This is a genomic window from Stutzerimonas kunmingensis (assembly GCF_900114065.1).
GTDB lineage: Bacteria > Pseudomonadota > Gammaproteobacteria > Pseudomonadales > Pseudomonadaceae > Stutzerimonas > Stutzerimonas kunmingensis.
Genome location: NZ_FORS01000001.1, coordinates 292,818 through 316,340, shown reverse-complemented (window position 1 = coordinate 316,340; position 23,523 = coordinate 292,818). Strand labels below are relative to the sequence as shown.

General features: G+C 58.1%; 30 protein-coding genes and 1 pseudogene. 13 read left to right on the top strand and 18 right to left on the bottom strand.

The genetic code is table 11. The features are described 5' to 3' along the window. Nucleotides 1-2: 2 nt before the first annotated feature. From BM275_RS01535 to BM275_RS01485, 13 genes are all read right to left on the bottom strand, one after another. Nucleotides 3-2,201, bottom strand: a complete 2,199-nt coding sequence (locus tag BM275_RS01535; RefSeq protein WP_090519071.1) for a hypothetical protein — start codon at nucleotides 2,199-2,201, stop codon at nucleotides 3-5. Nucleotides 2,202-2,327: 126 nt separating this feature from the next. Further along, nucleotides 2,328-2,468 carry a hypothetical protein gene (locus tag BM275_RS22220; protein WP_167362143.1) on the bottom strand — a complete coding sequence of 47 codons (141 nt, stop codon included), beginning with the start codon at nucleotides 2,466-2,468 and terminating at the stop codon, nucleotides 2,328-2,330. 164 nt (nucleotides 2,469-2,632) lie between these two features. After that, complete coding sequence (locus BM275_RS01530) at nucleotides 2,633-3,748, bottom strand: phage major capsid protein (protein WP_090519070.1); 1,116 nt, start codon at nucleotides 3,746-3,748, stop codon at nucleotides 2,633-2,635. A 9-nt stretch (nucleotides 3,749-3,757) separates the two neighbouring features. Then, on the bottom strand, nucleotides 3,758-4,426 hold the full coding sequence (locus BM275_RS01525) for an HK97 family phage prohead protease (RefSeq protein WP_090519069.1): 669 nt from the start codon (nucleotides 4,424-4,426) through the stop codon (nucleotides 3,758-3,760). Beyond that, nucleotides 4,423-4,629 (bottom strand): hypothetical protein, encoded by a 207-nt coding sequence (locus BM275_RS01520; protein ID WP_090519068.1) that lies wholly within the window; start codon nucleotides 4,627-4,629, stop codon nucleotides 4,423-4,425. Before BM275_RS01520 ends, BM275_RS01525 begins: the two co-directional genes overlap by 4 nt. A gap of 758 nt (nucleotides 4,630-5,387) precedes the next feature. Next, on the bottom strand, nucleotides 5,388-5,600 hold the full coding sequence (locus BM275_RS01515) for a hypothetical protein (protein WP_090519067.1): 213 nt from the start codon (nucleotides 5,598-5,600) through the stop codon (nucleotides 5,388-5,390). Next, nucleotides 5,597-5,803: a hypothetical protein gene (locus tag BM275_RS01510; protein ID WP_090519066.1), complete on the bottom strand. Its 207-nt coding sequence runs from the start codon at nucleotides 5,801-5,803 to the stop codon at nucleotides 5,597-5,599. The genes BM275_RS01515 and BM275_RS01510 overlap by 4 nt, the downstream gene beginning before the upstream one ends. Before the next feature lie 218 nt (nucleotides 5,804-6,021). Then, a complete protein-coding gene (locus tag BM275_RS01505; protein ID WP_090519065.1) occupies nucleotides 6,022-6,420 on the bottom strand; it encodes a helix-turn-helix domain-containing protein in 399 nt (132 codons plus the stop codon). Nucleotides 6,421-6,474: 54 nt separating this feature from the next. Continuing rightward, nucleotides 6,475-6,714 carry a helix-turn-helix domain-containing protein gene (locus BM275_RS01500; RefSeq protein WP_090519064.1) on the bottom strand — a complete coding sequence of 80 codons (240 nt, stop codon included), beginning with the start codon at nucleotides 6,712-6,714 and terminating at the stop codon, nucleotides 6,475-6,477. A gap of 86 nt (nucleotides 6,715-6,800) precedes the next feature. Next, nucleotides 6,801-7,046, bottom strand: a complete 246-nt coding sequence (locus tag BM275_RS01495) for a hypothetical protein (RefSeq protein ID WP_045632001.1) — start codon at nucleotides 7,044-7,046, stop codon at nucleotides 6,801-6,803. Continuing rightward, nucleotides 7,043-7,282, bottom strand: coding sequence for a hypothetical protein (locus BM275_RS01490; RefSeq protein WP_090519063.1), 240 nt, complete (start codon nucleotides 7,280-7,282; stop codon nucleotides 7,043-7,045). The genes BM275_RS01495 and BM275_RS01490 overlap by 4 nt, the downstream gene beginning before the upstream one ends. Beyond that, the gene (locus BM275_RS22215; protein WP_165362553.1) at nucleotides 7,279-7,434 is read right to left on the bottom strand and encodes a hypothetical protein; all 156 of its coding nucleotides are present in this window, start codon (nucleotides 7,432-7,434) and stop codon (nucleotides 7,279-7,281) included. Before BM275_RS22215 ends, BM275_RS01490 begins: the two co-directional genes overlap by 4 nt. Continuing rightward, entirely contained in the window at nucleotides 7,431-7,631 is a 201-nt protein-coding gene (locus BM275_RS01485; protein WP_090519062.1) for a helix-turn-helix domain-containing protein, read from the bottom strand. The genes BM275_RS22215 and BM275_RS01485 overlap by 4 nt, the downstream gene beginning before the upstream one ends. 141 nt (nucleotides 7,632-7,772) lie before the next feature. On the opposite strand from BM275_RS01485, the gene BM275_RS01480 reads away from it, so the two are divergent. Next, nucleotides 7,773-8,369 (top strand): hypothetical protein, encoded by a 597-nt coding sequence (locus BM275_RS01480; protein ID WP_090519061.1) that lies wholly within the window; start codon nucleotides 7,773-7,775, stop codon nucleotides 8,367-8,369. Here the strand turns inward: BM275_RS01480 and BM275_RS01475 are convergent. The 5 genes and pseudogenes from BM275_RS01475 to flgA all read right to left on the bottom strand — a co-directional run. Further along, nucleotides 8,366-8,863: pseudogene (locus BM275_RS01475) on the bottom strand (tyrosine-type recombinase/integrase); the annotation flags it as partial. The gene BM275_RS01480 and the pseudogene BM275_RS01475 sit on opposite strands and share 4 nt — an antisense overlap. A 231-nt stretch (nucleotides 8,864-9,094) precedes the next feature. After that, nucleotides 9,095-9,841 (bottom strand): flagellar brake protein, encoded by a 747-nt coding sequence (locus BM275_RS01470; protein ID WP_090519060.1) that lies wholly within the window; start codon nucleotides 9,839-9,841, stop codon nucleotides 9,095-9,097. A 63-nt stretch (nucleotides 9,842-9,904) separates the two neighbouring features. After that, nucleotides 9,905-10,375: a flagella synthesis protein FlgN gene (locus BM275_RS01465; protein WP_090519059.1), complete on the bottom strand. Its 471-nt coding sequence runs from the start codon at nucleotides 10,373-10,375 to the stop codon at nucleotides 9,905-9,907. 42 nt (nucleotides 10,376-10,417) lie between these two features. Next, the gene (gene flgM / locus BM275_RS01460) at nucleotides 10,418-10,747 is read right to left on the bottom strand and encodes a flagellar biosynthesis anti-sigma factor FlgM (protein WP_014819766.1); all 330 of its coding nucleotides are present in this window, start codon (nucleotides 10,745-10,747) and stop codon (nucleotides 10,418-10,420) included. A gap of 111 nt (nucleotides 10,748-10,858) precedes the next feature. Further along, nucleotides 10,859-11,596 carry a flagellar basal body P-ring formation chaperone FlgA gene (gene flgA, locus BM275_RS01455; RefSeq protein ID WP_046619863.1) on the bottom strand — a complete coding sequence of 246 codons (738 nt, stop codon included), beginning with the start codon at nucleotides 11,594-11,596 and terminating at the stop codon, nucleotides 10,859-10,861. 82 nt (nucleotides 11,597-11,678) lie between these two features. Between flgA and BM275_RS01450 the strand changes: the two genes are divergently transcribed. From BM275_RS01450 to flgK, 12 genes are all read left to right on the top strand, one after another. Next, complete coding sequence (locus BM275_RS01450) at nucleotides 11,679-12,611, top strand: chemotaxis protein CheV (protein ID WP_014819768.1); 933 nt, start codon at nucleotides 11,679-11,681, stop codon at nucleotides 12,609-12,611. Nucleotides 12,612-12,645: 34 nt separating this feature from the next. Beyond that, nucleotides 12,646-13,473 (top strand): protein-glutamate O-methyltransferase CheR, encoded by an 828-nt coding sequence (cheR, locus tag BM275_RS01445; RefSeq protein ID WP_014819769.1) that lies wholly within the window; start codon nucleotides 12,646-12,648, stop codon nucleotides 13,471-13,473. A 197-nt stretch (nucleotides 13,474-13,670) separates the two neighbouring features. Next, the gene (flgB, locus tag BM275_RS01440; RefSeq protein WP_014819770.1) at nucleotides 13,671-14,075 is read left to right on the top strand and encodes a flagellar basal body rod protein FlgB; all 405 of its coding nucleotides are present in this window, start codon (nucleotides 13,671-13,673) and stop codon (nucleotides 14,073-14,075) included. Nucleotides 14,076-14,086: 11 nt separating this feature from the next. Beyond that, a complete protein-coding gene (flgC, locus tag BM275_RS01435; protein WP_090519058.1) occupies nucleotides 14,087-14,530 on the top strand; it encodes a flagellar basal body rod protein FlgC in 444 nt (147 codons plus the stop codon). Between the two features lie 19 nt (nucleotides 14,531-14,549). Then, entirely contained in the window at nucleotides 14,550-15,233 is a 684-nt protein-coding gene (flgD, locus tag BM275_RS01430) for a flagellar hook assembly protein FlgD (RefSeq protein ID WP_014819772.1), read from the top strand. Nucleotides 15,234-15,263: 30 nt separating this feature from the next. Further along, complete coding sequence (flgE, locus tag BM275_RS01425; protein ID WP_090519057.1) at nucleotides 15,264-16,622, top strand: flagellar hook protein FlgE; 1,359 nt, start codon at nucleotides 15,264-15,266, stop codon at nucleotides 16,620-16,622. 199 nt (nucleotides 16,623-16,821) lie between these two features. Next, on the top strand, nucleotides 16,822-17,562 hold the full coding sequence (gene flgF, locus BM275_RS01420) for a flagellar basal-body rod protein FlgF (RefSeq protein WP_014819774.1): 741 nt from the start codon (nucleotides 16,822-16,824) through the stop codon (nucleotides 17,560-17,562). Nucleotides 17,563-17,597: 35 nt separating this feature from the next. Next, entirely contained in the window at nucleotides 17,598-18,383 is a 786-nt protein-coding gene (gene flgG / locus BM275_RS01415; RefSeq protein WP_090519056.1) for a flagellar basal-body rod protein FlgG, read from the top strand. Between the two features lie 85 nt (nucleotides 18,384-18,468). Then, on the top strand, nucleotides 18,469-19,179 hold the full coding sequence (gene flgH / locus BM275_RS01410) for a flagellar basal body L-ring protein FlgH (RefSeq protein ID WP_046619856.1): 711 nt from the start codon (nucleotides 18,469-18,471) through the stop codon (nucleotides 19,177-19,179). A gap of 11 nt (nucleotides 19,180-19,190) precedes the next feature. Further along, on the top strand, nucleotides 19,191-20,291 hold the full coding sequence (locus BM275_RS01405; protein ID WP_167362142.1) for a flagellar basal body P-ring protein FlgI: 1,101 nt from the start codon (nucleotides 19,191-19,193) through the stop codon (nucleotides 20,289-20,291). Between the two features lie 10 nt (nucleotides 20,292-20,301). Next, on the top strand, nucleotides 20,302-21,474 hold the full coding sequence (flgJ, locus tag BM275_RS01400) for a flagellar assembly peptidoglycan hydrolase FlgJ (RefSeq protein WP_090519055.1): 1,173 nt from the start codon (nucleotides 20,302-20,304) through the stop codon (nucleotides 21,472-21,474). A gap of 3 nt (nucleotides 21,475-21,477) precedes the next feature. Continuing rightward, the gene (gene flgK / locus BM275_RS01395) at nucleotides 21,478-23,520 is read left to right on the top strand and encodes a flagellar hook-associated protein FlgK (RefSeq protein ID WP_090519054.1); all 2,043 of its coding nucleotides are present in this window, start codon (nucleotides 21,478-21,480) and stop codon (nucleotides 23,518-23,520) included. Nucleotides 23,521-23,523: the final 3 nt, after the last annotated feature.

Genomic DNA, 23,523 nt, shown 5'->3' with positions numbered 1-23,523 from the left:
TCCTATCTCCCCATTGTCTCTAGCCCGTACTTGCGGCTGATTGTGTTATGCACAGAGCCATCGTTGGCGATCTCGCTGTTTACTCGATCCATGATGATCTTCAGCGTTTTTCCATCCAGTTCGGTTCTGGCTGTCATTGGCTCGCCGTTGTTGATTATCTGGACGCTTGTAGGTCCTCCAGTTCCCCCTGATTGAATGTCGCTCAACGTCTTGTCCAGCTTGGCGCTGGTCTCGGCAGTGGTGACGCGCTCGCCTTTCTCCAGCAGCCATGTACCAGTTTCGGGAATGGAATCGATACCATCGTGCGCCATACCAGACATCCCGACCGCTTGAATGCTCGAGATCACACCTACACCAGCCGCCGCAACGCTGGCCATCGCGCCAAGGTTGACGGGCCAGGGGTTGTTCGCGGCCTTGGCAACGCCGTTAGCGATTTGAATCATGCCATCCGCAATAGCGAAGGCCTTCGACGCGACGAACATCGCCTTGTAAATTCCAGACTGCTCGCCAGCGAATTGCTTGGTGATTGATGCTATATCTCCGAACACACTTTCAGCCGCCGAGAGCTGCGCTGTATATCGTGCGGTCTCCAACTGTGCGAGCTTGGCTTCGTGCTCCTCCTTTAAAGAAAGCTCTTCGGCGTCCCATGTGGCGGCAAGGTCCGCGCGATCCGCTCGAAAGCCCTCCAGCATCTCTAGCTGCCGCTCGTACCATTCGGCCAACTGCTCTTCTGCATCATCGATCTTTGCCAGCTCTCCGAACGCCCCTCCAACTGTGGCGTCTAGTCCGCCAAACTCCGGTGCCTCTTCAGTAGCTGCGCCCGCGATCCGGCCGGCAACCTTCATTCGCTCATCAGGCTCGATGCCCTGCATCGCGTCGAGCACAGCCAGGCGCTCGCGCATCTGGTCGGTTAGCTGTTCCTCGTCTGTTCGCAGGTCAGCTATCAGGCGCTGATAGGCCTCAAGCGCCTTGTTCTGCTCCTTGACCGCTTCGTCCTGGCTCTCGATGGCCTTGGTTGTGCTCGTGATAGCAGCCGGCAGAGCGCCGGGGGCCATAGTGGTTTGCAGCTCGTTAAATAGCTCGGTGAGTGTTTCCAGCCGGGTTGATCCGCCACCGCCGTTGCCCTGGCCGTCGAGCTTATTCAGGAACTCGCCGTAACCCTGCGCAAGCTGGTCGAGGCCAGAGACGCTATCGCTAAAGGTCTCCTTGATCTCGTCCATACTCTCGAAGGCGCGGTAGATCCGTACCGGTGGCAGGTAAGTCTCCCACCAGGAACCGCCACCCTTCGACGCCTCGTTCAGGTCGTACAGGTCCTTTAGTGCGCTGCCAGCAATGTGGATTGCAGCAACTGCGCCGACCGCTGCCTTGCCAACCGCTCGAAGCGATCCGGCCAGGTCTTCCGAAACGGTAGCGGCAAGGCTGCCATCCACAGTGACGCCGGAAAGCCCGTCTGCGAAGTCGCCCAGTACGGGTATCAGTGCGCTGCCGATCTGGTTCTTTAGGCCTGTCGTTGCTTGGTCCATCAGAAACATCGCAGCCCGGAGCTTGTTGGCTTCCGCGATGGTCTGTTCACTCAAGATGGCGCCGGCGCGCTCGGCCTCATCGGCGAAACCCTTCATGGCTGCGCCGTTGTCCTTCAGTAGCGGAATCAGCGCAGTGGCATCAGATGCCAGGCTTTCCATATAGAAGGTCATCTGCTGCTGACTAACGCCGGCCTTCTCCAGCGTGTCGACGTACAGGCCAAGCGCCTGCGGGCCGGATAGGGCGGCGAACTGGTCAGCTGTGACGCCAACCTGCGGGGCGATCTGCTCGAAAAAGTCTTTCATGCCGCCGCCGCCAGTTGCCGCGAACTCGCCGGCCTTGTCGGTTACGTCCTTCAGGATATCGGCGAGCTTGTCCTGCTCGATGCCGACGAGCTGAGCGCCGGCTGCGAACTTCTGGAACTCAGTCGACGACGAGCCAGCGATGGTCGATAGCTTGCTGATCTCAGCCGCTGCGTTCACCGTCGATACGGTGATGGCGGTGAGGCTTGCGATCGCCGCGGCAGATCCAGCGCCAAACGCTGTGCCGACTGCCTTCGCGTTCTTCTCTACTTCCTTGCGCCACTTCTCGGAGCTGCGTTCGGCCTTGTCCATACCACTGACAAACGAGCCGGTTCGGGCTACGAGATCGAGCGTCAGGGTTCCTAACGATTTACTCATTTGGGCCACCGATGGTGTTTAGTCTGTTAACGGGTTGGTTAACGTCTTCGTTAACAGGCAAAAGTCTGCGAATGGGAGAGGGCGCGGTTTCCAGAGCGCCAAGTCTCTGAGCTTTCGGGCCGCCCTCTACCACTTGGCAGGCCATCGCTTGAGCTCGCTGACGGCCTTTGTGGATGGGGCATAGTGGTATGCCTTGCCGCCGTGCTTGAGTGCCTTGGGCAGCGTCCTGGCGCGGTAAATACCGAGGAAATCAATCAGGTCTTTCATAGCTGCCTCAAGTGAATTGGTTGCCTGCCACCAGCGCCGTTCGCATTCGGCTTGCATGTGCTGCGCAGGCTGTCGCGGTTCTTTGTCCGCCTGGTGACTCACGACTTTACCCAGGGCCGGAATTCCCTTGCGGGCCGCTCCGGCAGCGGTACCAACCCGTCAACTCACGGGGTAGGGTTCAGGGCTACGCTAAGCACGGCGCCGGGGGCGAACACAGCCAGGCCAAAACGGCCCTCGGCCAGGATGGTGGTCTGGTTCGTGACGAAGTTGTCCCGGTCTTCACGGCTTGCCATGACAGTGACCTGCTCGCGGTCGAGGAGCGCAACCTGCGATGTGTCCATGACGAGGGCGGTGCCGACAGTGATGCCCGGGGAGGTCACGACAGGCAGGCCCCAAAGGTTCTGGCCGGACGGATCGCGCGGGGATCCGAGCACGTACTGGCCGTTGCCTGTTTCGGCGCGCTCGGAAGCGATGGCGAACCAGTCGGTGGGGTGCATCACAATGACGGACGGGTTCCAGCCAGCGGCCTGCAGAGCGGTCTGGGCTTGGCCGACACGATCAGAAGCGTGGGTCGCGGTCGGGGTGTAGGCGGTGGCCTGCAGCTCAAGACCGAGAATGTGACCAGTAGTGCCGTCACCCTTCATCAGCTCCGCTTCTAGCTTTGCTTGTACGCCATAGCGCAGAAGGTTATCGAGTTGGTTCTGGAGTGCCGGCGCGTCCGAGAGAATCTGATTGGAAGCGCGTACCCAATGCGCGATGGTGATGATGTTGGCGGTCTTCACCTCAAAGGCTGGTGCGGACTCTGCCTTCAGGCTGCCTTCGGTGGCTTGCACTGCAGCCCCGTTTGCAGCCGTTACCAGGCTCATAAACTCGAACGATGAGCTGTTAACCGGTACGACCGGCAGCAAGTCCAGAAGGGAGAGACGAATCTGCGGGTTATTGAACAGCCCGGGCGCGCGTTGCGGCTGAACATCTACGTTTGCACTGGTCAGGGCCTTGCGCAGCGACGGTAGGTCACCATTGCTCAGCACAACGCGGCCGGTGCTGTTGGCTCCACCTAGGAGGCTTTCCAGCTGCTTCGATTCAATGAACGAGTCGACCGGACTGGACTTGCGGCCGAAAGAACCTGGCTCAATGTCGCCGCCGCGGCGCGCCATCTTCTGCTCGAGATCTTCAATGCGTGCCGTAACGCCTTTGACCCCCTTGGTTAGTTCGTCTTTCATGGTTGCAACTGCGGCGCCGTGCTCTTCCAGGGCTTTGGTGATGATTTCAGTGGTCATGCGTATTCCTCAGCGCTTTTGAATGAGCGCGGTGATGTTTTTGATCTGGGCCGCGACCGCGGCAAAGTCTTGCTCTTGTTCTTCCGCTTCCTCGCCATCACGGCCAGAGAGAGCGGGCCACGCCAGGCCGGTGAGCGTTTTGGCTTGGCGGCGTGAGAGACCCAGCGCATCGCGCACCAGGCCTTCAAAGTCTCGGGGTGATTCGCAGTCGGACAGGCACTTCACGGAGCGCACTACAGCGCCCGGGTTGGCCGGAACGCTGACTAGCGATATCTCGGTGAGGTCGACGCCTCTGAAGTAGCGAATCCCGTCCTTGCTGTAGACGTCTGAGGCCTTCGCCTGGAATCCGATCGACAGGCTCAAAGCTCTCGATTTCAGCAGGGCGTATGCCTCAGCAGCTCGCGGGATAGAGAGTTCGAGCTTCCCGTGGGCCTCTAGACCCTGGCCGGTATCTTCAAGGCCCAGCCACGCACCGATAGGCTCGTCGCCTTTGTGCTGCCACAGCATCGCGGGCATCGAGCCAAGATTGGCGTGATCAGTCAGCGACTTATCGAAGGCGCCAGGCAGGATCATGTCACCGTGACGGTCTACCCTCGCGTAGTCCCAGGCGACTGCGGAGAACTCTCCGGATTCGCCGAGCCCCTTCAGTTGCATAGGCAGGTCGAGCGTCAGCTTCATTTGTCGAGCCCCTTGATTACAGGAGCCAATACTTTCTCCAGCAGATCCTCGTGAGCCTTACGCGATGCATCGAGGCCGATCAGTAGCGCTGCGGCGTCAAGATTTCCCCGGTCTGCCTGCGACCGTACGAAGTCCATCGCCTTATTTATCTCGGCCTTCGTCGGGCGACGCTGGCGGCCTCTCGGTGGAATGGTGCGGGTCATAGCTGCGGCCTCAATATGTAAAGCAAAGCGTCATGTAGACTGCTATGTCACACATATTAGGCTTTATTTGAGGCCTGTAAATCGCTGCTCTGCAGCCCTAACTCGGCTAATTTCCGGTTTTGTCCGGGGCCGTACGGTTTAGAATTTAGCTCTGAAACTTTCTGACGAACGGTCGCTGAAAACCATTATTTTGCGGAGATAAGAAAAAACCTGAGGGCGCGGTGTCCGGCTTATTAGCCCCGAAGTATCGAGGCGCCTACCCCCGGCGAGTGAGCCGTTTTGGTCTCACTGAGACGGTTTGGTCTCGGTGAGATATCCCTAGTTCTGGGGAAAACCCGCTGCCTTGATAGTGGGAAACCCCCGGTCTTGATCTTGGGAAACCGCCGATCTGGTCCGAGTCGGACAGGTTGGTCTGTCTCGCGTGTTGAAAACGACACAGTGTGTTGATTTCTACACAGTGGAAACCCAGCAGTAACCCGGCCGGTTAGGGTTGGGTTTCAACGGACGTTGAACAGGTGTTGAGCGGGTGTTACCGAAGCCGGCAGCTTTTGCAGCCAGGTCGCGGGTATCGCCTTTCGGTAACTCCGGAAAATTTTCCGGACTTTCTGCAGGACGATGATTCCGACCTTGCAACTCCTGCTCGATAGCCTCGCCAATCGCAACGCGCTGAGCACGGGTGGTGCACGAAACGTGCTCGGCAGGGGATGCGTCCAATTCTGGACGCATTAAAGCCCCGCTCGGTGGCGGGGGCTGGTGGGTCAGTGAATGCGCCTGGTGTCGAGTGTCGCCAGATCCTCGTCACTGAGCACGCCGGCAGCGAACAGGCCTTGCAAGAATCCCGATAGCATCTTGGTATCCAGCTCGCCGCGGTCGGCATCGGCCTGGTACATCGCCAGTGCGGCGACCGCTCCGTCACAGTGGGCAACCATGGGCGCGATCTTGGCGAACAGTGCGAGCTCTCCCTGCTTCATGGTTCGTAGCGCTCCAGCAGCTTGCCAAGGCGCTTCGCGATCCCATCCAGGGTAATGGTCCGGATCTGGTCCATCTCACCATCACGGAGCTGGCAGAGGTCGGAGAAAATGCCGAGCAGCATCGCCTGGCCGAATGCGTCGATGTGCGCGCCCTGGTCGGTGATGATCCCGGTGTCGGGGTCGATTGGTACGATGTTGGTCATTCTGATTCCTCGCCCCAATCCCCGCTGAAAGCTGGGTATAGGGTGGTATATGTATAAGGGTGTTCAGTTTTTGAACCTACAAAACCACCAAAAAGTGCGATTACGGTTCAGTTTTTGAACTACTAACGGCGCATCGAAAAAACAACCGGACGAAACAGGAAAACAGCGGTTCAATTTTTGAACTAGTCAGGGCTAAAAATTGAACTAGAAAAAACGAATTACACGGCCAGTTTTCGTCTCGGCACCGGTGAGGGGGGCACCTCAAGATCCTTTCCAGGGCATTCGTCGATGCCTTCCCACGACAAAGCGAATAGGGTCGGGCGCGCTCCGTCTCTGCTCCGGTTGTGCTGCCGAGTGCGCGTGATCAGGTTGCGCTCCTGAAGCTCCTTCAGCGCGCCGGCAAGCGTAGCTTTTGCCATCCCGCCCCAGCTCTCCATCATCGTGTGAGTAGCTGCCAGATCGCCGTTATTGCGCCCGTTGTACTGATAGCCGAGCACCATGAGTACCTTCAGGGCAGACGGTGAAAGGTCGCGGAAATCGGCTTGAGCCATTAGCGCTTTGGGCAGCGATAGCGCGCCCATCGGCCCCCAATTAACTCTTGGCTTTTTCTTGGCCATAACGAACCCGTGCTAGAGCCGGCAGGGCAGGGCGCCCCGCCAGCGTTATGGCCGCTAGGCCGCTGTTTCTTGCATCAGGACGTATTGACCCACGCGGTGCGGTGGCCGTCCTGCCTCAGTGGCCTGGTAGGCCCATTGCGTGCGGATATCGAAGCCACGCCGACGCAGACGGCGAACCGTTGATGGCGGGTGGACGATATCCAGGTCGTTGGCTGCCTCGATGGTTGTCACTGGATGAATTCTCAGTGCTTCCAGAAGGCGCCGGTCTTGCTCGGTTGCGGAGTGTGATGGCATAGTTCAGTCCTCACTTGGTGCAGTCCAATGTGTTTGCCCCTGGCGGTGTTGCAGCACCGCTTCGGGTTTCCTCTCTGCTTCCTTTCTCATGTCCATTCGTCCCTGTCCGGTGCGGCGTAGCCCCATGCTTCGTTGGCGGCCGCGTAGATCATCGAGCCCAGGGCGGCCACCGCATACGCAAGGCTGCTCCGGTCGTCGTCGCTTAGGTGATGCTCAGATTCATCGGCGCCCAATAGCCGGCCGATACCTTCCAACCCTTTGCCGGCGTTCGTCAGCACGGCGGTGTTGCGCTGGATCATCTCGAACGCCTCGCGATCAGTGATGCGGCTCATTGCAGCCCCTCCACGCGCTTGATGCGCTCCGCTTCGCAATCCATGTAGTTGCTCAGATCGTCGGCGAGGTACTGCGCCAGGTTGGCGAGGTCCAGCGCATCGCGGCCGTTCTTGTGCTTGCAGTTGAGCTGGATCGCTCGGGCTATCGAGCCAAGCCACTTGCCGTGTTCGCGCGCATAGGTCGCCAGGTCGTACGCGTCGATTTCATCCACTGTTTCGGTCGTTGCAGTATTCATTTCGCTAGCTCCAGTCGAGAGGCGCCAAGGTGGCGCAGGTGTTCGAGGTCAATCAGTCGGGTATTGGTTGGCAGTGCCAGCCACCCAATGACTTTGCCGCTGCGGTCGATTAGATGGAAGGCCCGTTCCAGGGCCTCAAAACGGGCGCTCATCGTGCGTTGTCCTTCGCCATACGGTTCAGCCAGGCGCGCAGTTCCTCAATCAGGATTAGGCGGCGCCTGCCTGCCTTAAACGACATCAGGTCGCCCCGGGCGATGGCTTCGTATACGGCGGTTCTGGTTGTACCCGATGCGTGAGCAGCCTCTTCAGGGCTGACTGCGAGCGGTTGCAGCGTTGCGAGTTGGCTCATGGTTTTTCCTCTGGACAGTCACGGCCAGTACCGGCCGCAACAGAACTATAGCGCTCCTTTTCATAAGTGACAACAAATGTTGTCAAATAGGTGCGTGACACATGGATAGGCTACGATGCGTCCATTGATAGGAGGCGTCTCATGGCAAAGAAAACCGGCACAGTGAAGAAGACGGAAACGTTTACGACCCGCATGGAGCCTAGGGAGAAGTACCTGCTAGAGCTATTGGCTCGCGCTTCAGGCAAGTCGATCGCCAAGACGTTGGAGTCAGCGGTTCAGGAAGCCGCTAAGCAAGCGTCGATGAATATTCGGGGGCGCCCCGAGATCAAGGTGGCGGATCTGATTGGGGTACTGTGGTGCCCGCAGGAGTGGAAACGTATCGTTTGGCTAGCTGGCCTGGCGCCGCATCTGCTCTCGTACGATGAAAGCTGCAAACTTGAGCTGCTGCTGCAATCTTCCGCTATATGCATTGGTGTCTCGCGGGACAACGCCGGGACCGTCACACAGATTTCGCTGATCCCGAGAGCGGCCGAAATTGGTTGGCCTTTGATCGTAGAGCGCAGCGAATTGATGGCGGAGGGTTTGCCCGCACCGGCGCCGACTCTGCAAGAGATCGAGAAGCTCTACGGAGGTCACATCGAAGAGGTGGGGCCTGAGTTCGGAGTTACGTTCGATTTCTCTCGATTCCAGCGGCGGGCCTTGGGCCAAGGCGAAGACGAGACACTTCTCCTCAACTAGAGGAGCTCAACCGCTGCCGCCTTGCTATCCGGTGCAAGGTGGGCATAGCGGAGCGTCATCTTGATATCCGCGTGCCCCAGCAGATCCCGCACCGTGTTCAGCGGTACGCCAGCCATCACCAGCCGCGATGCGAAGTCGTGGCGCATATCGTGCCAGCGGAAGCCGACGATGCCGGCGTTCTTCAGCAACTCCAGCCAGGCGGTTTTCACGTCCGTCATGGGCTTATCGTCTTCACCCGGGAAGATGTAGCCGGTACCGCTCGCCTGGTCTTTCCATCCCTGAAGTGTGGCCAGCGCCTCGGCGTTAAGCGGGATATGCCGTGTCTCGCTGGTCTTTGCGCCTTCGCCGGCTACCGTCAGGGTTTTGGCCTGCAGGTTGGCGTGATGCCAGCGCAGGTTGAACAGCTCGCCTCGCCTCATACCGGTATTGAGCGAGAGCAGAACCATCGGCTTCAGGTGATCGGCGAAGGCGAGGGCGCGAAGGTCTGGCAAAGCCGGATGCAACGGGACGCTAAGTGCTTGATTTTCAAGGTAAGTGCTTGATTTGGAAGGGGCTTGTTTGCCCCTCCTAAGGGGAAGGTTGTGAGTTCGAACCTCGCCTGGGACGCCATAAGATTTCGCACAGCGATCACGTTCAGATAGCAAGGCTTGTGACTCGGCTGTGCCGCTTTTCCGCGACAAGCCTTGAGCTGAGCGGTGGTCTGGCAAGGCGCGCTGCGCGGCGCGTTAGCCGAACGGTGAGGCGGAATTGTCGCGGCGTGCGTCGCGTTGAAGCTGGTACACGAGCTTTTCAATCTGCCGTTGCGTCAGTCCGCTGAGGCGATGAAAGCGCAGCCCGCAGATCGAAGTTCCAGACTTTTCATCAATGGCCACGTGACGAAGCTCGACTTCCGTCTGGATCGCGCCAATGGGCAGCTTCGCGATCATCTCGTAGACTTGTCCCGTTTGAAGGATGGCCTGTTGGTCGCCCTTTACGCTCAGCTTGCAGCCAGTAGCCGATATATCGAGCAGCCTGCCTTCCAAGGCTTTTCTTATTGTTGAGCCGCCGAGTTGCGCAGCGACGGTGATCTCTTTCAGCTGTGCGCGATAAGCATTGCGGCGCTGATGGTAAGTGAGCGTTGTCGGGGTTGGGATCCAATAGCAGCGAGCGCCATCAATCTCGCCGGTATGAACCTGTTGGTCGCTCGTCCAGGAGAGTCGTGCGCCTTCGTAGAATCCTTCTATATGAATCGGCTCGCCTTGCAATAGCAGTCTCTCGCCGTCATTGGGGATCAATTCGTCGAGCGCTATCCAGCCGGTTTCACGGTTCATTTCAACCAGAAAACTCTGGTAGCGCTGGTTGCGCTCATGGAAGCGAAGCGTGAGGGGGGTGTTGTTGTCCAGAAGGGGACGCAGATTGGCGTAAATCTCGAGTGGCGCCGTCAGTACCTTGGGAGGCTGCGGGCCTTCATCGCCGAGGAATAAGCTAGACACGGGTCGATGCTCTCCGGCGCATTGTTGTCACCATCGCGTTGCGTCCTTGTGGCGGTCTATCGTTCAGGCTTGGCTCAGAGGTCGTTGCGGCTTGTTCTTGGCGGAACTGCCACGATTGTCATACAGGCCGGGTGTATCGTCCTTGCCTTGGAGAATGTGCAGCATTCCGCCGAGGGCGCTTTGATTGGCTCGGATGAGACGGCCATTTCTTTCATTGGCGCTACGGCAGCGCTCAAGCTCTGTCTCCAGCGATAGCGCTCGCTCAAGGATAAGCGCACCGTCCTTCGATCTATTTGCGGCCGCTTCAAGTCCGGCGCGATCAGGCGTCAGCTGTAATCCCGCAAGCCACTGGCTACGCTGAGTGCCATGCTGTCCAAGCAGTGCCAGTAACGGCTGCTTCTTCGCTAATATCGCCTCTAGCTCCGCCAGATTGCGTTCACCCAGTGCGGTGAACTCTTGATCGATGAGTTCAAGGAGCTGGCGTGCGATGCCGATATCATCGGTTAGCTGCTCAAGCAGGGCTGTATCTTGCATTTCGTGCTCTAGGCTTGCTCGCGTGTATGTGTCGGCTCAGGTTCAGCGCTGGGTCTCGAACGCGAGCAGCTTGGATGCGACGCGTTGGCTATCAACCTGGTAGGAGCCATCAGCGATCGCCTGTTTCAGCTTCTCAACGCGCTCCTGGTCCACTGCGGGCTGCTCGTTCAATTTGTCAGCCGCGTGCTGCAGGCGCTGGGCTTCAGGGCTCAGTTGAACGGTGTCGCTAGTGTTGGAGTTGACGCTGTCGGTTTTAGGCGCTTCGCTAGCAGGCCCTTGCTGGGTGCCGGCAGTACGCTCGTTGCCTTGTACGCCGCTGCGCCCGTTAGGGGCGTTCAGTGGACTGTTGGGCCGATTGAAGTCGATGACCATGATGCAAACCTCGAAGGAATCAGGACGCTTGCCATGTGTTCGGCAACAATGGAGGAAACTTTAGCCTTTTTTTCCAGCGAACACACTGGAAAACTGCGGCATGCGGACATGCTACATTGCCACTTCAACCTGGCCTGGGCCAGTCACTCGGGCCTTGATCGTGCGACCGGAGCGTTGGTTCTTGACCTGGATCTGTTTGCCCGTAACGCCATCGGCCATCGCCTCGCCGGGCATGCGTACGCTTATCGAGCCCGACCTGGCCGTGATCACCACCTGATCGCCTTTGCGTACTACCTTCGCCATTTCCAGCTGATTAGGCGTGATGACCTGATCTGGCTGAGCCGGCCGTGTCAGCTTGTTACCCAGCGCCTGGTCGTGTCTTGTCAGGTATCCCTGAGTAAGGATGGACACGTCCCGCTCGGCAAGGCTCACGTCGGCATCGGTCAATACTGTGCCGCGCAGAAGTGATCTGCTGGCGACAAGGACCTGACGATAAAGGCGGACGTGGCTAGGGATGAATACCGACCATGGGCTGCTGCCTTCGCAACTTACCCGTACGCTCACACGTCCTACAGGGATAGCGGTGCTGCCAAGGCTGGTCGTGAGAGTTTGATCGCATTGATTCAAGCGCAAACGAGGGTCCAGCCTGGCTACTTCGACCTCGTAGCGTGCATCGATAGCGCTGCGGCTTAAATACTCGCTTACTGTCTGCTCAAGAAACTGCTCGGTCACGTCGATAAGCTGCTGAGGATGTGACAAGGTTGACGCATGGGTGAACTGAGAAAACACGCACAGCATTGATAGCAGCACGTTTCTGTACGGTAGCCGGCCGCGCCGGAAAATGGTCATTTGGACGTTCATATCCCAACCAAAGCAAGGGGCGTGCCGCGTCCTCGGCCCCAATAATCTGCAAGCAGAGAGGAAGACTGGCATGGCCGGTGTATTGGATTCGGTTAACCAGCGTACCCAGTTGGTGGGGCAAAACCGTTTGGAGCTGCTGCTTTTTCGTCTCGAAGGCGAGCAGCTATATGGCATCAACGTGTTCAAGGTGCGCGAAGTGTTGCAGTGCCCGCGCCTGACCGTGATGCCCAAATGCGGCCGGGTGGTACGGGGCGTTGCGAGCATTCGCGGCAGCACCCTGCCTATCCTCGATCTGTCGCTCGCCACGGGCAAGTCGGCGCTGATGGATTTGCAGAATTCTTTCGCTGTCATCACCGAGTACAACAACAGAACGCTGGGTTTCCTGGTGAGCTCGGTTGAAAGGATCGTCAATCTGAACTGGGAAGCGATCCTGCCTCCGCCAAAGGGTGCAGGACGCGATCATTACCTGACGGCCGTAACTCACATCGACAACAAGCTGGTGGAGATCATCGATGTGGAAAAGGTGCTGGCAGAAGTTGCGCCGACCTCCGAAGAGGTGTCAGCTGATGTTGTCGATGACGATACCCGTGCCAGGGCGCTTTCGTGTCGCGTGCTCATCGTCGACGACTCGTCTGTGGCGCGTAAGCAGATCGCTCGTTGCCTGGAAAATATCGGTATCGAGGTCGTCAAGCTGAATGATGGACGGGAGGCTCTCAATTATCTGAAGCGAATGGCTGACGAGGGCAAGAAACCGGCTGAAGAATTTCTGATGATGATTTCCGATATTGAAATGCCGGAAATGGATGGCTATACCCTGACTACCGAGGTGCGGCACGATCCGCGCATGCAAGGTATGCATATACTCCTGCATACTTCCCTTTCCGGCGTGTTCAACCAGAACATGGTGAAACGGGCGGGGGCGGATGACTTCCTCGCCAAGTTCCAGCCTGATGATCTCGCTGCCCGAGTGGCTGAGCGGATCAGGCAGGCGGATGCAAACTGAGGCTAGTTCCTCTCTCATGATGGTGAGGCTTTGATTGGTGTCAGTCGATCTGGATTTTGAGCAGTTCCGGGTGTTTCTTGAAAAGACGTGCGGCATTCTGCTGGGCAGTAACAAGCAGTATCTGGTGTCCAGTCGGCTGAACAAGCTGATGGAACAACAGGGCATCAAGACGCTGGGCGATCTGGTCCGGAAGATTCAGGCTCAGCCACGTAGCGGGCTTCGGGAATTGGTCGTCGATGCTATGACGACCAACGAAACGCTCTGGTTTCGTGACACCTACCCTTTCGAAGTGCTCAAGAGTCGTGTACTGCCAGAGATGCTCAAGACTGGTGCGGGGCAGCGTCTGCGGATCTGGTCGGCGGCATGCTCGTCCGGGCAGGAACCGTACTCTCTGTCGATGTCCATCGATGAGTACGAGCGCAGCAATCCCAGTCAGGCGAAAACCGGGGTGCAGATCGTGGCTACCGAACTGTCCGGCGCGATGCTTGCGGCGTGCAAGGCGGCAGAATACGACAGTCTGGCAATTGCTCGCGGTCTGTCCAGTGACCGCCTGCAGCGCTACTTCGATGTCAAGGCACCAGGGCGGTGGGCGGTCAAGCCCGCGATCCGTTCGCGGGTCGAGTTCAGGGTGCAGAATCTGCTCGACAGCTATGCCGCGCTGGGCAAGTTCGACATCGTGTTCTGCCGTAACGTACTGATCTACTTTTCCGCCGATGTGAAGAAGGACATTCTCAAGCGCATTCATGCGACGTTGCGCCCAGGCGGCTATCTGTTTCTTGGCGCCTCAGAAGCGCTCAACGGCCTGCCTGAGCTGTATCAGATGGTCCAGTGCAGTCCGGGAATCATCTACAAGGCGAAATAGCCGGCATGACGCCGGCGGCAGAAAACCGTCATGCAACATGGCGGGTGCGGCAAAAAAGCGGTAAAGCCTTGCCGCTTTTGACGCCCTCTAACCAAGAGTTCTCTGGTTAGGCTAATAAAATCAATGGTTTGCGTTCAGTGGCATGAGCTTTGCTGGTGTTTGCGTAAGCAGACTTGTATCCGGCAGAGGGCCAGATCATGAGCATCAGTTTCGATAAGGCACTGGGTTTACACGAGAAGGCGCTCGGTTTTCGCTCGCAGCGCGCCGAAGTGCTGGCGAACAATATCGCCAACGCCGACACGCCTAACTATAAGGCCCGCGATCTGGACTTCAGCAGCGTGCTTGCCGAGCAGTCCGCTCGCAGCCAGGGTGGGTTCGGGGTAACGCGGACCAGTGACAAGCATATTGCCGCCGAGGGGTTGGAGATTGCCGATGCCTCCTTGCGCTTCCGCACTCCCGCGCATCCCTCGCTTGATCAGAACACTGTCGATCTGCAGATCGAGCAATCCAACTACGCGAAGAACGCCGTTGACTTTCAGGCGAGCTTCACCCTGCTCAATAGCAAGTTCAAAGGGCTGATCAGTGCCCTGCGCGGCGAGTAAAGGAGTTTCCCATGTCTCTAAGCAGCGTCTTCAACATTGCCGGTAGTGGCATGAGTGCCCAGAGCACCCGTCTGAACACTATATCCAGCAACATCGCGAACGCCGAAACCGTTTCATCCAGCGTCGATCAGACTTACCGCGCTCGGCATCCCGTGTTTGCGACCGTGTTTCAGCAGGCCGGCGGCCTGCCCGACCAGTCGCTATTCGCGGAGCAGGATCAGGCGGGCGTAGGTGTTCAGGTGTTGGGTGTGGTCGAGGATCAGGGCGAGCTGCAGGCGCGCTACGAACCCAATCATCCGGCCGCTGATGATGCAGGCTACGTGTATTACCCGAACGTCAATGTGGTGGAAGAGATGGCCGACATGATTTCAGCCAGTCGCGCGTTTCAGACCAACGCCGAACTGATGAATACGGCCAAGACCATGTTGCAGAAAGTGCTGACGCTGGGTCAGTGATCGTTACGAGAGCGCATTCATGAGCACTACAAGCGGCGTTGGCGGTACCAGTTCGATACTCGAGCAGTACCAGTTCGGAGAGGATCGCGAGGTCAAGGGGAACGACCTTGGCAAGAACGAGTTCCTTGAACTGCTGGTTGCCCAGATGAACAACCAGAATCCACTGGAACCCCAGGAAAACGGCGAGTTCATCGGTCAGCTGGCGCAGTTCAGCACCGTCGAGGGTGTCGAGAAACTGAATTCCAGCATGGAAACCATCCTTTCCGGCTATCAGTCTTCGCAGGCGCTCCAGGCCTCGTCCCTGGTCGGGCGCAAGGTGATCGTGCCGGCCGACAAGGCCGTGGTCGATACCAGTGAAACCTTCAAGGCCAGCCTGGTGCTGCCGACCTCGAGCAGCAACGTGTTCGTGAATGTGTACGACAGCACCGGAGCCTCGGTTGGTCGCGTGAACATGGGTGCGCAAGAGGCCGGGAACATCTCCTTCATGTGGGATGGCAAGGATTCCAGCGGCAAGGTCTTGCCGCCCGGGACCTATCGATTCGAGGCGCAGGCTACGTATCAGGGCGAAACCAAGGGGTTGTATACCTTGCTGCCGGCTAACGTCGACAGCGTAACCCTCGGGCAGAACGGCGGGGAGCTGATGCTCAACCTTGCCGGTGTTGGCAGCATCGGGCTTTCTCAAGTCCAGGTCATCGGACAATAACCGCCGGCACTTCGGCAAAGGAGCGATTCAATGTCCTTCAATATCGGTCTTAGCGGCCTGCGTGCGGCGAGTAAAGATCTCAATGTCACCGGCAACAACATTGCCAACGCCGGCACCGTGGGCTTCAAGCAATCGCGTGCAGAATTCTCCGATGTGTATGCGGCTTCGATGGGGGTCAGTAAAAATGCTGTTGGTAGCGGTGTGCAACTAGCTAGTGTGGCGCAGCAATTCACTCAGGGAAATGTCAACTATACTCAAAATGCACTTGATCTTGCTATAAATGGGAAGGGCTTCTTTCAAGTTAGCAACAACGGAGCCTTGAGTTACACGAGGGCTGGTTATTTCGGAACTGATCGTGAAGGTTCTATAGTTGATAATTTTGGCTATAAGCTTCAAGGCTATACAGTAAATGCTGATGGAGTATTGCAAGATACTATTGGTGACTTGCGCATCCAGTCTGGCAGTCAAGATCCGAAGCCGACGTCGAATATTGAGCAGGTATTCAACCTGAACTCTACAAGCTCGACGCCAGTAAATGCGTTTGATCCTTCCGATCCGACTAGTTATAACTCATCGACTTCCACAAATATTTATGACTCGCAAGGCAATGCCCATGTGCTGACTCAGTACTTCATAAAACAGCCCGCGCCGGCGGCAAATTCATGGAGAATGGAGGTGTTGATTGATGGGAGAAATCCGTCAGATCCCAGTGGTACCTCACCTTATTCAATGGGCTTGACTTTTGATACGGCGGGTAAGTTGTCTGCTATAACTGATCTGGACACCCCTGCTACGACGCCTCCTACTCCGCCTCTATTTAATATAGTAGACGGTAAAGTTAATCTTATAAGTGCCACTGGTGTTCCGCCGGCAGGGGGTTGGGTTCCTGCAAAGATAGATAGTGAAACGGGGGCGTGGGCTTGGAATGGCGCGCTTGCAAATCAAGATGGTGGCGTCACTATGGATTTCCGTAATGCCACCCAGTTTTCCAGTGCGTTTGCTGTAAACAAGGTTAGCCAAGACGGCTATACGACTGGGGAGCTAGCTGGTCTTGAAATTGATGAAGATGGTCAGATCTTTGCTCGTTATACTAACGGTCAGTCAAAAGTGCAGGGCCGCATAGTGTTAGCCACCTTCGCCAATGAACAAGGGTTAACACCAATTGGTAAAACTCAATGGGTACAATCTTTCGAGTCCGGTGAGCCAGTTCGAAACCCTCCAGGAGTTGGAACTATGGGGGCTCTGCAGTCCGGTGCTTTAGAGGACTCCAACGTCGAGTTGTCAGATCAGCTGGTCAATCTGATCGTCGCCCAGCGCAACTATCAGGCGAACGCCAAGACCATCGAAACCGAAAGCGCGATCACGCAGACCATCATCAATCTGCGGTGATAGCCCGCGGCAAAGAACGGTTGCCGCTGACGGCATTATTCCGCCGCTCCTTTCGAAGAAGGCCCGTAAGGGCCTTCTTCGTTTCTGTAAAAGCTATATAAATCAGCTTCTTAAGTTCTCCTTTCGGTGATGGCACGCGCCTTGCATTTTTCATCTGCAACAGAATCGTAAGTGTCAAACTCGCGTCTCGGAGATGTCGATGGACAAGATGCTCTACGTGGCCATGACCGGTGCCAGCCAGAATGCGCGGGCCCAGCAGGCCCATGCCAACAATCTGGCGAATATTTCCACCACCGGCTTTCGCCGGGATTTCGAGCAAGCCCGTTCGATGCAGGTCTTTGGCGACAGTCATCCTGCGCGGGTGTATGCGATGTCCGAGCGTCCGGGCACCGACTTCACGCCGGGCACCTTGCAGGAAACCGGTCGTGATCTTGATGTCGCCGTCGAAGGCGAGGGCTGGATTGCGGTGCAGGCGCCAGATGGCAGTGAGGCCTACGTCCGCACCGGCAGCCTGAATATTGACGTGCTTGGCATGTTGCGTACCGCAGACGGTATGCCGGTGCTGGGCAATGGTGGGCCGATCGCGATTCCGCCGGAAGAGAAGGTGGACGTCGGCAATGACGGCACCATCAGTATTCGCGCGCTGGGCGAGGACCCGAACGTTGTGGTCACCGTGGATCGCATCAAGCTGGTCAACCCTGATCCGCAGCAGCTGGAAAAGGGCACTGATGGCCTGATTCGGCTGAAGGATGGCCAGCCTATCGAGCCTGACGCGAACGTACGGGTCGTCTCGGGTTTTCTCGAGGCGAGCAATGTGAATGCGGTATCCGAAATGACTTCCATCCTGGCGCTGTCTCGCCAGTTCGAACTGCACGTAAAGATGATGCGCACCGCCGAAGATGACGCGGCTGCCATGGCGCGCGTACTGCAACTCAGCTAATAGCGTGGCGCCGGCGGCGCACGAGGAGAAAGCTCATGCTTCCAGCACTTTGGGTCAGCAAGACCGGACTGTCCGCCCAGGACATGAACCTGACCACCATTTCCAACAACCTGGCCAACGTGTCCACCACCGGCTTCAAGAAGGACCGCGCCGAGTTTCAGGATCTGCTCTATCAGATTCGTCGGCAACCAGGCGGTCAGTCCAGCCAGGACAGCGAATTGCCCTCCGGCCTGCAGCTGGGTACCGGTGTGCGCGTCACCGGCACGCAAAAAATCTTTACCACCGGCAGCCTGCAAACCACTGAGCAGCCGCTGGACATGGCCATCAACGGACGCGGTTTTTTCCAAGTACTGCTGCCCGATGGCACGGTTTCCTACACCCGTGACGGTAGCTTCCACCTTAGTTCGGACGGCCAGCTGGTGACTTCCAACGGTTATGCGCTGGAGCCGGCCATCGTGGTACCGCCGGAAACTCAGACTTTCACCGTGGGCGAGGACGGCACTGTCTCGGTGACCACCGTGGGCAATCCGCAGCCGCAGATCATCGGCAACCTGCAGACGGCCGACTTCATCAACCCGGCAGGTCTTCAGGCGATGGGCAGCAACCTGTTCCTGGAAACTGCCGCCAGTGGTGCACCGCAGGTGAGTACGCCGGGCCTCAACGGTTTGGGCACGGTGCTGCAGAACACCCTGGAAAACTCCAACGTCAGCGTCGTTGAGGAACTGGTGAACATGATCACCACGCAACGCGCCTACGAGATGAACTCCAAGGTCATATCCACCGCCGACCAGATGCTGTCGTTCGTCACCCAGCAGCTCTGATCGTGCGTTCGCCGTTGTATACGGGCACGCACGCCTTGTGCCTGCTCGCAGTAGTTTCGATGGCCTGTCATGGCTTGAGGTGTTTATGAGCCGTTTGCTGATCGTTGTGTCGATGTCGTCCGCCCTGGCGCTGGCCGGATGTGTTGCTCCTGCGCCGAAACCGAATGACCCGTACTATGCACCGGTGCTGCCTCGCACGCCGCTGCCAGCGGCGCAGAACAACGGCGCAATTTATCAGGCAGGCTTCGAGACCAATCTCTACGATGACCGCAAGGCATTTCGCGTCGGGGACATCATTACTATTACGCTCAATGAGCGAACCCAAGCGAGCAAGAATGCCAGCTCGAAGATTTCCAAAGCCAGCGATGTGGAGATGGGGCTTACCTCGCTCTTGGGCAACGCTGTAAGCGTGAATAACCCCGCTGCGGGGCTTCTTCGTAATGGCGGTCCGCTTTCGTTGGATACGCAATTCGGTGGTTCCAGCTCGACTAATGGCTCCGGCCAGGCAGGCCAGAGCAACAGTCTTTCCGGCTCCATCACCGTCACCGTTTCCGACGTGTTGCCCAACGGCATCCTGGCTGTGCGAGGTGAGAAGTGGCTAACGCTCAACACGGGCGATGAGCTTGTACGTATTGCCGGTCTTGTGCGATCGGACGATATCTCCACTGATAACACCGTTTCTTCCACGCGCGTGGCTGATGCACGCATTACTTACTCCGGCACAGGCGCTTTCGCTGATGCGAGCCAGCCGGGATGGCTGAGTCGTTTCTTCGTTAGCCCGCTTTGGCCGTTCTGAAGGACATGATGATGATTAGAAAAGCCATCGTCTTTCTCGGATTGCTCGCCGTTGGTACTTCTGCCTATGCCGAGCGTCTGAAGGATGTCGCGACCATCCATGGTGTTCGTAGCAACCAGCTGATCGGCTACGGCCTGGTTGTCGGCTTGAACGGTAGCGGTGACCAGACCACCCAGACGCCGTTCACCGTGCAGACCTTCAACAACATGCTGGCCCAGTTCGGTATCAAGGTGCCGGCCGGTGGCAACATTCAGCTGAAGAACGTCGCGGCGGTGTCGATTCATGCCGAACTGCCGCCGTTCGCCAAGCCGGGGCAGACCATCGACATCACCGTCTCGTCTATCGGTAACGCCAAGAGCCTGCGTGGCGGCAGCCTGTTGATGGCGCCGCTGAAGGGTATCGACGGCAACGTCTACGCCATCGCCCAGGGCAACCTGGTGGTAGGGGGCTTCGATGCCGGTGGCGCAGATGGCTCTCGGATCACCGTCAATTCGCCGTCGGCTGGCCGGATCCCGGGTGGCGCGACGGTCGAACGTCCGGTGCCGAGTGGCTTCAATCAGGGCAACACACTGACGCTGAACCTCAATCGTCCGGACTTCACCACGGCCAAGAACATCGTCGATCAGATCAACGACCTGCTGGGCCCGGGTGTAGCGCAGGCGCTCGACGGGGGCTCGATCAGCGTGACCGCGCCGCTGGATCCGAGTCAGCGCGTGGACTATCTGTCGATTCTGGAAAATCTCGAAGTAGAGGTTGGCCAGGCCGTGGCCAAGGTCATCATCAATTCGCGTACCGGGACGATCGTGATCGGCCAGAACGTACGGGTGCAGCCTGCCGCCGTTACCCACGGCAGCCTGACCGTCACCATCAGCGAAGATCCACAGGTGAGCCAGCCGGAGCCCTTCTCGGATGGTCAGACCGTCGTCGTGCCCAACAGCAAGGTAAAAGCCGATCAGGAAGCCAAGCCGATGTTCAAGTTCGGCCCAGGTACCACGCTGGATGAGATCGTCCGGGCGGTGAACCAGGTGGGTGCTGCACCCAGCGACCTGATGGCCATTCTCGAAGCGTTAAAGCAGGCTGGCGCGCTGCAAGCTGATCTGATCGTGATCTAAGGAAAGCGACATGGAAAACCGACTCGGCAGCGGGGCGCGCGCCCTCGACAGCGGCAGCTACAACGACCTCAATCGTCTCAGCCAGCTCAAGGTTGGCAAGGATCGGGACGGTGAGGAGAACGTGCGCAAGGTTGCGCAGGAGTTCGAGTCGTTGTTTCTCAACGAAATGCTCAAGTCGATGCGTTCGGCAACCGAAGTGCTGGCCAAAGACAACCCGCTGAACAGTCAGGCCAGCAAGCAGTACCAGGATATGTATGACCAGCAGCTGTCTGTCAGTCTTTCGAAGGAAGGCGGTGGCATCGGGCTGGCGGACGTACTGGTGCGCCAGTTGAGCAAGCAGACCGAAACCGCGACACGCAACAATCCGTTTGCCCAGGTTGCGCAAACCGAAGGGGCCGCATGGCCGAGCAAGCCGGCCGCTGCCGTCGAGTCCGCACGAGATGATTCCCGGTTGCTGAATCAGCGTCGTCTTGCGTTACCAGGCCGGGCGATCGAGCGGCAAGTGGCAGATGTATCGGCGACTGCGCAGAAACCTGCCGCAGAAGGTGCGCAGCCTCTGGTCGACCTCGATTGGAAGCCCGCCACGGCGTTCGTGCCCCCCAAGGACAAGCCGTTGGTCGTCAATGGTGTCGAGAAAAGTGCGCCCAACGCGCCGAGCAAGACGCGGTTCAATTCGTCCGAGGAGTTCATCGCCACCATGCTGCCCATGGCAGAGAAGGCTGCCGAACGCTTGGGCATCGAGCCGCGTTTCCTGGTCGCACAAGCGGCGCTGGAGACCGGCTGGGGTAAATCCATGATCCGTCAGAAGGACGGCAGCAACAGCCACAACCTGTTCGGAATCAAGGCGACCGGGTGGAAAGGGGAGTCGGCTACCGTGATGACCACCGAGTACGTCAACGGTACGGCAACCCGCGAGAGAGCGGGCTTCCGCGCCTATGATTCGTTCGAGCAGAGCTTCGACGACTTCGTCAGCCTGCTGGAAAACAACGACCGTTATCGGACCGCCATTCAGGTGGCGAGCAATACCGGCGATTCGGAACGCTTCGTCAAGGAGCTGCAGAAAGCCGGCTACGCCACCGACCCACAATACGCGCGCAAGATCAGCCAGATCGCCCGCAAGATGCAGACTTACCAGACCGTTGCCGACGCGAATTCGGTGCCCGCCATGCGGACCAGAGGCTAAATCATGGCTGACCTATTGAGCATTGGCCTTTCCGGCCTGTCTGCCAGCAAAACCCAACTTTCCATCACCGGACATAACATCACGAACGTCAACACGCCTGGCTATAGCCGCCAGGATGCAAGCCAGGCGACACGCTCGCCGCAGTTCAGCGGTGCCGGTTACATTGGATCGGGTACCTCGCTGGTAGACGTGCGTCGCTCCTACAGCGAATTTCTGACCAGCCAGCTGCGTAGCAGTACATCGCTGAACAGTGATGTCGAGGCTTACAAAAGCCAGATCGATCAGCTCGATTCATTGCTGGCTGGCACCACCACCGGTATCACGCCTTCGCTGCAAAAGTTCTTCTCGGCCTTGCAGACAGCTGCCGAGGACCCGGCGAATATCCCGGCGCGTCAGCTGGTGCTGGCGGAGGCTGAGGGATTGGCGCGGCGTTTCAATACCGTATACGACCGACTTTCCGAGCAGAACAGTTTTACCAACAAGCAGATGTCCGCTATCACCGATCAGGTTAATCGTCTGGCAGGCAGCATCGGTAGCCTCAATGAGGCTATTGCCATCGCCGCGGCCAACGGCAAGCAGCCGAACGATCTGCTCGACGCCCGTGACGAGGCTGTTCGGCAGTTATCGGGCTATATCGGCGTGACGGTTGTACCTCAGGATGACAGTAGCTTCAACGTATTCATCGGCAGCGGCCAGCCGCTGGTCGTGGGCAGTACGGTAGCCAAGCTTGAGGTCGTGCCAGGGCAGGGCGACCCGAACCGTCATGAAGTGCAGTTCATCAGTGGTGGCTCGCGGCAGGGCATCACCTCACAGATCACCGGTGGCGAACTCGGCGGGCTGATTCGTTATCGAGAGGAAGTGCTGGATTCGACCATGAACTCCCTGGGGCGCCTTTCGCTGGCCGTTAGTGATCAGGTCAATACTCAGCTGCGGCAGGGGCTGGATCTGAAAGGTGACGTGGGGGAGGCACTGTTTGGCAATTACAACGAGCCCGCGTTGGCCAAGTTGCGCGTCAATGCGTTTGCCGGAAACAGCAATGCGCAACCAGTGTTGAACATCACCGACCCCAGCGTGCTCACCACCAGTGACTATCTGATGGAGTACGACCCGAGCGGCCCCAAAGTCAGACGGCTGAGCGACAACCAGCTGATGAACGTAACGGACACCACTCCGCCGACCGGTGTGCTCACGATCACCGACAAAGCTGGAGTCGACCAGGGCTTCCAGGTCGTTCTTGGCAGCCCGGCGCCCGTTGCGGGTGACAAGTTCAGCCTGCAGCCTACGCGACGTGGTGCGGCTGACATCAAGGCGACGCTGGATCAGGCCGATCAACTGGCCTTTGCCGCCCCGGTACGCGCGGAAAGCAATTTGCAGAACGCTGGTACCGGTGCGATTGGCCAGCCCGACATGACGTCCGGGCCTTCGCCGATCAGTATTTCGGCACTGCAGGGGTTGTTCGGCAGCAATGGAGCGACGCTTACTTTCACCGAGCCGGACACCGTAACGATTACGGGTGGCACTGCGCAATTTCGGAGTGTGGACGACAGCACTACGCCGCCGACGGTCAGTTACTCGGCGACCGCAACCATCCAGCCTGGACAAAGCAATTCGCTGGTGGTGGGTGATGCCAATTACCAGTTCGAGTTTTCTCTGAGCGGTACGCCGAAGGATAACGACAGCTTCGCGATGGCGTTCAACCAGAGCGGCGTCTCGGATAACCGCAATGCGCTGAAGCTGGTCGATCTGCAAATGAAGCAGACAGTAGGCGTGGATGCGGCTGTGAATGGCTCCGGCTTCAGTTTTACCGATGGCTACGGCGAACTGGTCGAGCGCGTCGGTACGCTGACGGCACAGGCACGGATGGATAGCGAAGCAACGGGCTCGATTCTCAAGCAGGCTACGGACAACCGCGATTCACTCTCGGCCGTGAACCTGGACGAGGAAGCCGCCAACCTGATCAAGTTCGAGCAGTACTACAACGCTTCGGCCCAGATCATTCAAGTTGCCCGCTCCTTGTTCGATACATTGATCAGCTCCTTCAGGTAATAG